This window comes from Novosphingobium sp. AP12 (genome assembly GCF_000281975.1).
Lineage (GTDB): Bacteria > Pseudomonadota > Alphaproteobacteria > Sphingomonadales > Sphingomonadaceae > Novosphingobium.
On sequence record NZ_AKKE01000169.1, the window covers coordinates 1 to 4,589 of the forward strand.

Here is a 4,589-nt window from a genome sequence, read left to right on the forward strand (position 1 = left end):
TCAATCCGATGCTTGCGAGGCATGGGGAAGCTAGCGAAGCGCGCCAGTATAGCGGACGCTTGGTTGGCGCTGAATGGGGTTGCCCGTTCCGAGATCCCCGCGCATGAGCGCAGAGTGTAATCAGATGGTTAGTATGACAAACGGCAGCGCTTAGGCCTCTAAATCAGGCGCGCCGCGATAACGCACGCAATCATGTGCGCGCGATTGCGCGAGCGCATCTTCAGCCTGACATTTTCGACGTGACGCTCAACCGTGCAAGGTGCGATTTCGAGATATATCGCGGCCTCTTTGGCGGAGAACCCTTCAGCGATCAAGCGTACTACTTCAGTTTCACGCTGAGTTAGACTAAATGTGTCTCTAGGTTTATCGTTCAAACTAGAAACTCCCTAAAATACCATGGGGACGGAGTCTTGTTGCAGATTTAAACTTAATAGCCCTGCGGCGTGCAAGACGCGAGCTATCGGAAAAGGCATTTACAAAGCAGACGTAAATCTGAAGTAACTTCAAGGTAACGAGTCTTCGTGGCAAAAGATCCTGTAGCGCCGCGCTTTACGCATCGATCGCCTTCCTCGTCGCCTCAGCGCGTTTGCGCAGGAAAACGAGGCTATCGCCCGCAAACCAGCTAGCCTTGGGCTTACTGTCAGCCATTGGCATTGTCTTGCGAAAGTAGAACGTTGATCTGTACTTCCGGCTGAGCTCTCAAAAAACTATCGGCCCTGCTCGTCGGATGTCCCATCGATGAGAGCCCAGAATCTACGGCGGACCTGCTCGATCTGGTCAGGAGCCAGCGGCGGCCGCGGTGCTGGAGTGAACTCTGTCCATGAACGGTGGGCAGGGCGTGGTACCCGAAACTCCACCTGCCGGCTCGGTGACGTATCAGTGATGTTCATAGATGCTCCTCCCTCGACGTAGATGCAGCCCTTGGCTCTCCGCTAATCGCACTTAGTTTGCACATGGAGCGGCATATCCAGCCGTTATGTCGCTGCGATGGGCCAGATATCGCAGCGGGCCATGATTCGAATAGAAAAATTAGTGTACGTTACCGCACACTGCTCGACCAAAGTCAGCTATCGCAGTGCTCGGGAGAAATATTCGAAGTAGTGTTTCCGCACCTAACAAACGTGATGGAACACGGGATGCGCTTAACCGTTGCTACTGCAAGATAAACCGAAGAGGCTTTGAGCTAGACTTAATCGAGAGGATGAGGCCGTGAAAGCCGAGACGAGCTTTGGCAAAATCACCAACCGGCTGCTTCTGGGAATGGGCGCGCAAGATCGATTGCTTTTGTGGCCTCATTTTTCTCGATGCCCCTTACCGGTAAACACCTATCTCGAGCGCACTGGTCTCCGTCCCGGCAACATATACTTCATTGAAAGCGGAGTGGTATCGAGTCTCGAGGTTGGAGACTCTCGGGACCCTATAGAAGTCGGCGTGGTTGGGCGCGAAGGCATGATTGGGGCGGGGGCCATCGCCAACCTGATCCCGCAGCGAGATGCTTTTGTGCAGATCGAAGGAGAGGCGCTTTCTATCGACGTCAAAGATTTCCAAGAAAGCGTACGGTCCAGCCCAGTTCTGCGGGTGTATATGTCGCGTTATATCCAGGCTCAGATGGTACAGATCAGCCTAGCGGCCAGCGCTGCGGTTCGGGCGAGTGTCCAGCAAAGGCTTGCTCGCAAGTTACTCATGTACCGAGACCGTACGGATACTGACGAAATCGCTTTAACCCATGCAAGCATGTCCCTCATGCTTGGCGTCCGCCGCGCCACCGTCACGAACGCGGTCCATAATCTGGAAGCAAATGGTTTCATCTGGGCACGACGGGGTTTGATTATTTTCAGAGATCGCGTTGCGATGGAGGCATACTGCGGTCGATTTTACGGCGTGGCCGAGACTAGGTATGCTGAAATCATGCATCAGGCACCGCTCCCGGCCGTTCTTCGCAGCGGCTAGTATGCCAATGATGGCGATAAAAGCTCGGATGGATACGCCTCCATAGGATGGAGGGAAGGGATGACGGAGCAAACGCGGCCGTGATGCGCATGGGGCGCAAACGCTGATCGGAAGCTCTGGATGGGCCGCCCCTGGCGCGCGGGCCAGTGAAGATCGCGAGCGTCGCGCTCGCCAACGAAAGAACACGCATCGCACCCGCAGTCAGGTCACGCAAATATGTCTACACAGTATGGGCCGCATGACGACCGTTGGCAGCGCCATCACATCACTGAAGTTCAGTTAATTCATAGTGCGAGCCCTAGAATTTTGCAGGCTTTCTACAACAGCATCAGTGAACGCGAGGGCTAATTGCGCTACGTCTCTGGGCAAAGGAATGATGTCGTCATCACTATAAGCTAATTGGTCAGTCAAAAAACGAGATACCAGGAGCGCTAGATCCAAGGAAGGCAGCTCCATGTTGATGGATTGTTCATCGATCATTTTAACTCTCTCAACTTATGATTTATCGTGCATCAGCGATATTCTTCAACAGTTTCGCGATCACTATGTCCGACTTGAGATTTTCGGATGGTGGCGTATCGTATGAGTCCGGGTTGCGAGGCAGGGCACGCATCGCGCGAGCTGTTTGCAACACGAAAGGAACCGCCCGCTCGATCAAGACCTCCGCCAGCAATCGGACGTCTCGGTCAAGAAGGTTGTCATTCAAGATAGCCGCTCCGACGGCTTGGGTGTCGAGGAGGGACATCGCACTGGCCACGGTTGAAACCGGGCCGACGATTACTCCTTTGCTTTCTTCGACAGCAAAGGCCAGCGCGACCGCCACCTCCTCATCGGATTCCGCAATTAATATTGGTATGCCGTTCAGCATCGCCACCTCCGCGTTGAGCGAGAGTTATGTGGCTCCCAGGCGCAGGCGCTCATTCAACGAGCCGGCGATTCAAATAGAATAGCATGACTCAGATTATTCACCCAGATCAATCACGACCTGATTGAATGTTTGTTCTCCAGTGGGCAAAAGTTGACATAACGATGCTGCAATCGCCCTGACATTTGAACAAGTGATTAGGCTGGCGCTGTCACCCCAGGACAGCTTTTGACGAGCCTATAGACTTTCGACGATTGTTTGGCTTGAGCAGAGCTTGAGCAAGGGTCCGTCACCCTACGCCCAGGAGGCATATATGTTGTAATTGCTCACGGGTTTGGCCAAGGGCTGCAGGCTCAGGCGACGGCGAACCTGCCCTCGACGAGTTCGCGCACAGCCTGAAGGGCTGACTTTCCCTGCAGGCGTGCGGTGCCGGTCACGGATCGATAGCCGGCGTGGATCTGGGCGCCCCAGTCGGACCGGAAGCCGTTTGTGACCTTGCGGAACACAACCGAGGGGCGGATCTCACGCTCGGATATGTTGTTGGTCGCAGGGACGTCGCGGTTGCTGAGGAAGACGAAGAACTTGCCCCGCCATGCCTTGATCTGTTTGAGCAGGATCTTGCCTGCGGGATGCGCGATGGGCATCCGCATGAGGCGGGTCAGCACGGTATCGGCCTTGGCACAATAGGCCGCCAGGGTCGTATCCTTCAGGCCGCTTCGTCGCTTGCCGATGCGTATGGCCCAGCGCAGATGGTCGCGGACCTTCGGGGCAAAGGCCCGGTCACCGCAGTCGATGGCATATTGTACGTCGCGCAGGACATGGGCGAGGCAGACCTGGTGCTCCTTGCCCAGTTCCTGTTGTCCGGCATAGCGGTCCGAGATCCACACATCGGGCTGATGTCCGCCCAGAACTTCCTCGGCGACACTGCGCGCCCGGCGCCGGGCGATCCTGTGCAGGACGGCCTCCTTCGAGAGGAAGACCCACTGCCAATGGATGATGCCGTTAGTGCGGGTCGTGGTCTCGTCGGATGCGATGACCCGTGCGGTCAGCAGTTTGTCGGTGATCGCGCGGGTCGCCGTTGCCATGCCTGCTCCCATGCGCCGGAAGGCATTGGCGATGGCGCCCTGAGAGATGCTCAGGCCCAACAGTTCCGATGCAATGCGCGACAGGCGCTCGAAACTGACATGATGGCTGTGGTGCAGATAGGCGAGTAAAGCGCGGATGCCCGGTCCAAACGGGGTTCCCGGCTCCATTCCGGCCGGGGCTGGCGCGCGATAACGGTGTCCACACCCCCGGCAGCGCCCACCCAGCAGTTCCACCCTGGTCACAACTGGGCGGATCGGCGGCAGGTCGATATGATCGTAACGATGCCGGCAATGCTGGGTCTGGCCGGAAACGTCGCCTCCGCAATGGCCACACGCAGCAGCCAGCACGCGCTCGGTCTTGTCCGGCGTTTCCGCAAGCGGGCGATGCCTGCCTTCACGCGAAGGACGCTTGCCCGGCTTCGCCTTGCGACCTTTGCCGCCACCCTTGCCGAAATCGTCCTTGGAGGGCGGCACATGCGAGTTCTTCGACGTCTTGCGCGGTTTGCCGACCAGTTCCTCCAGTTCGGAAATCCGGGCAGCCATACGCTCGATCATATCGTGTTGCGCGAGCAGAAGTTCGTTCTTCTCGGCTTCGCTCAGGACATGAAGGGGTGGTGGCGGCATGCACAGGGTGAATCAGGCATTGCCAGACCGCGCAACCTCTTTTTGCCACCCCCCTGAGCAATTAC

The 4,589-nt window shown here is 56.9% G+C and carries 4 protein-coding genes and 1 pseudogene; 2 read left to right on the forward strand and 3 right to left on the reverse strand.

Annotated elements, in window-relative coordinates; translation table 11 throughout:
* Nucleotides 1-107: pseudogene (locus PMI02_RS27460) on the forward strand (YqcI/YcgG family protein); the annotation flags it as partial.
* Between the two features lie 51 nt (nt 108-158).
* Here the strand turns inward: PMI02_RS27460 and PMI02_RS23530 are convergent.
* On the reverse strand, nt 159-374 hold the full coding sequence (locus tag PMI02_RS23530) for a response regulator transcription factor (RefSeq protein WP_036505253.1): 216 nt from the start codon (nt 372-374) through the stop codon (nt 159-161).
* An 835-nt stretch (nt 375-1,209) separates the two neighbouring features.
* Here PMI02_RS23530 and PMI02_RS23535 point away from each other — a divergent pair.
* The gene (locus PMI02_RS23535) at nt 1,210-1,950 is read left to right on the forward strand and encodes a Crp/Fnr family transcriptional regulator (protein WP_007687757.1); all 741 of its coding nucleotides are present in this window, start codon (nt 1,210-1,212) and stop codon (nt 1,948-1,950) included.
* Nucleotides 1,951-2,452: 502 nt separating this feature from the next.
* On the opposite strand, the gene PMI02_RS23545 is transcribed toward PMI02_RS23535, so the two are convergent.
* Nucleotides 2,453-2,818, reverse strand: a complete 366-nt coding sequence (locus PMI02_RS23545; RefSeq protein ID WP_007687758.1) for a hypothetical protein — start codon at nt 2,816-2,818, stop codon at nt 2,453-2,455.
* A 350-nt stretch (nt 2,819-3,168) separates the two neighbouring features.
* Nucleotides 3,169-4,524, reverse strand: a complete 1,356-nt coding sequence (locus tag PMI02_RS23550) for an IS66 family transposase (protein WP_007687759.1) — start codon at nt 4,522-4,524, stop codon at nt 3,169-3,171.
* Nucleotides 4,525-4,589 lie beyond the last annotated feature (65 nt).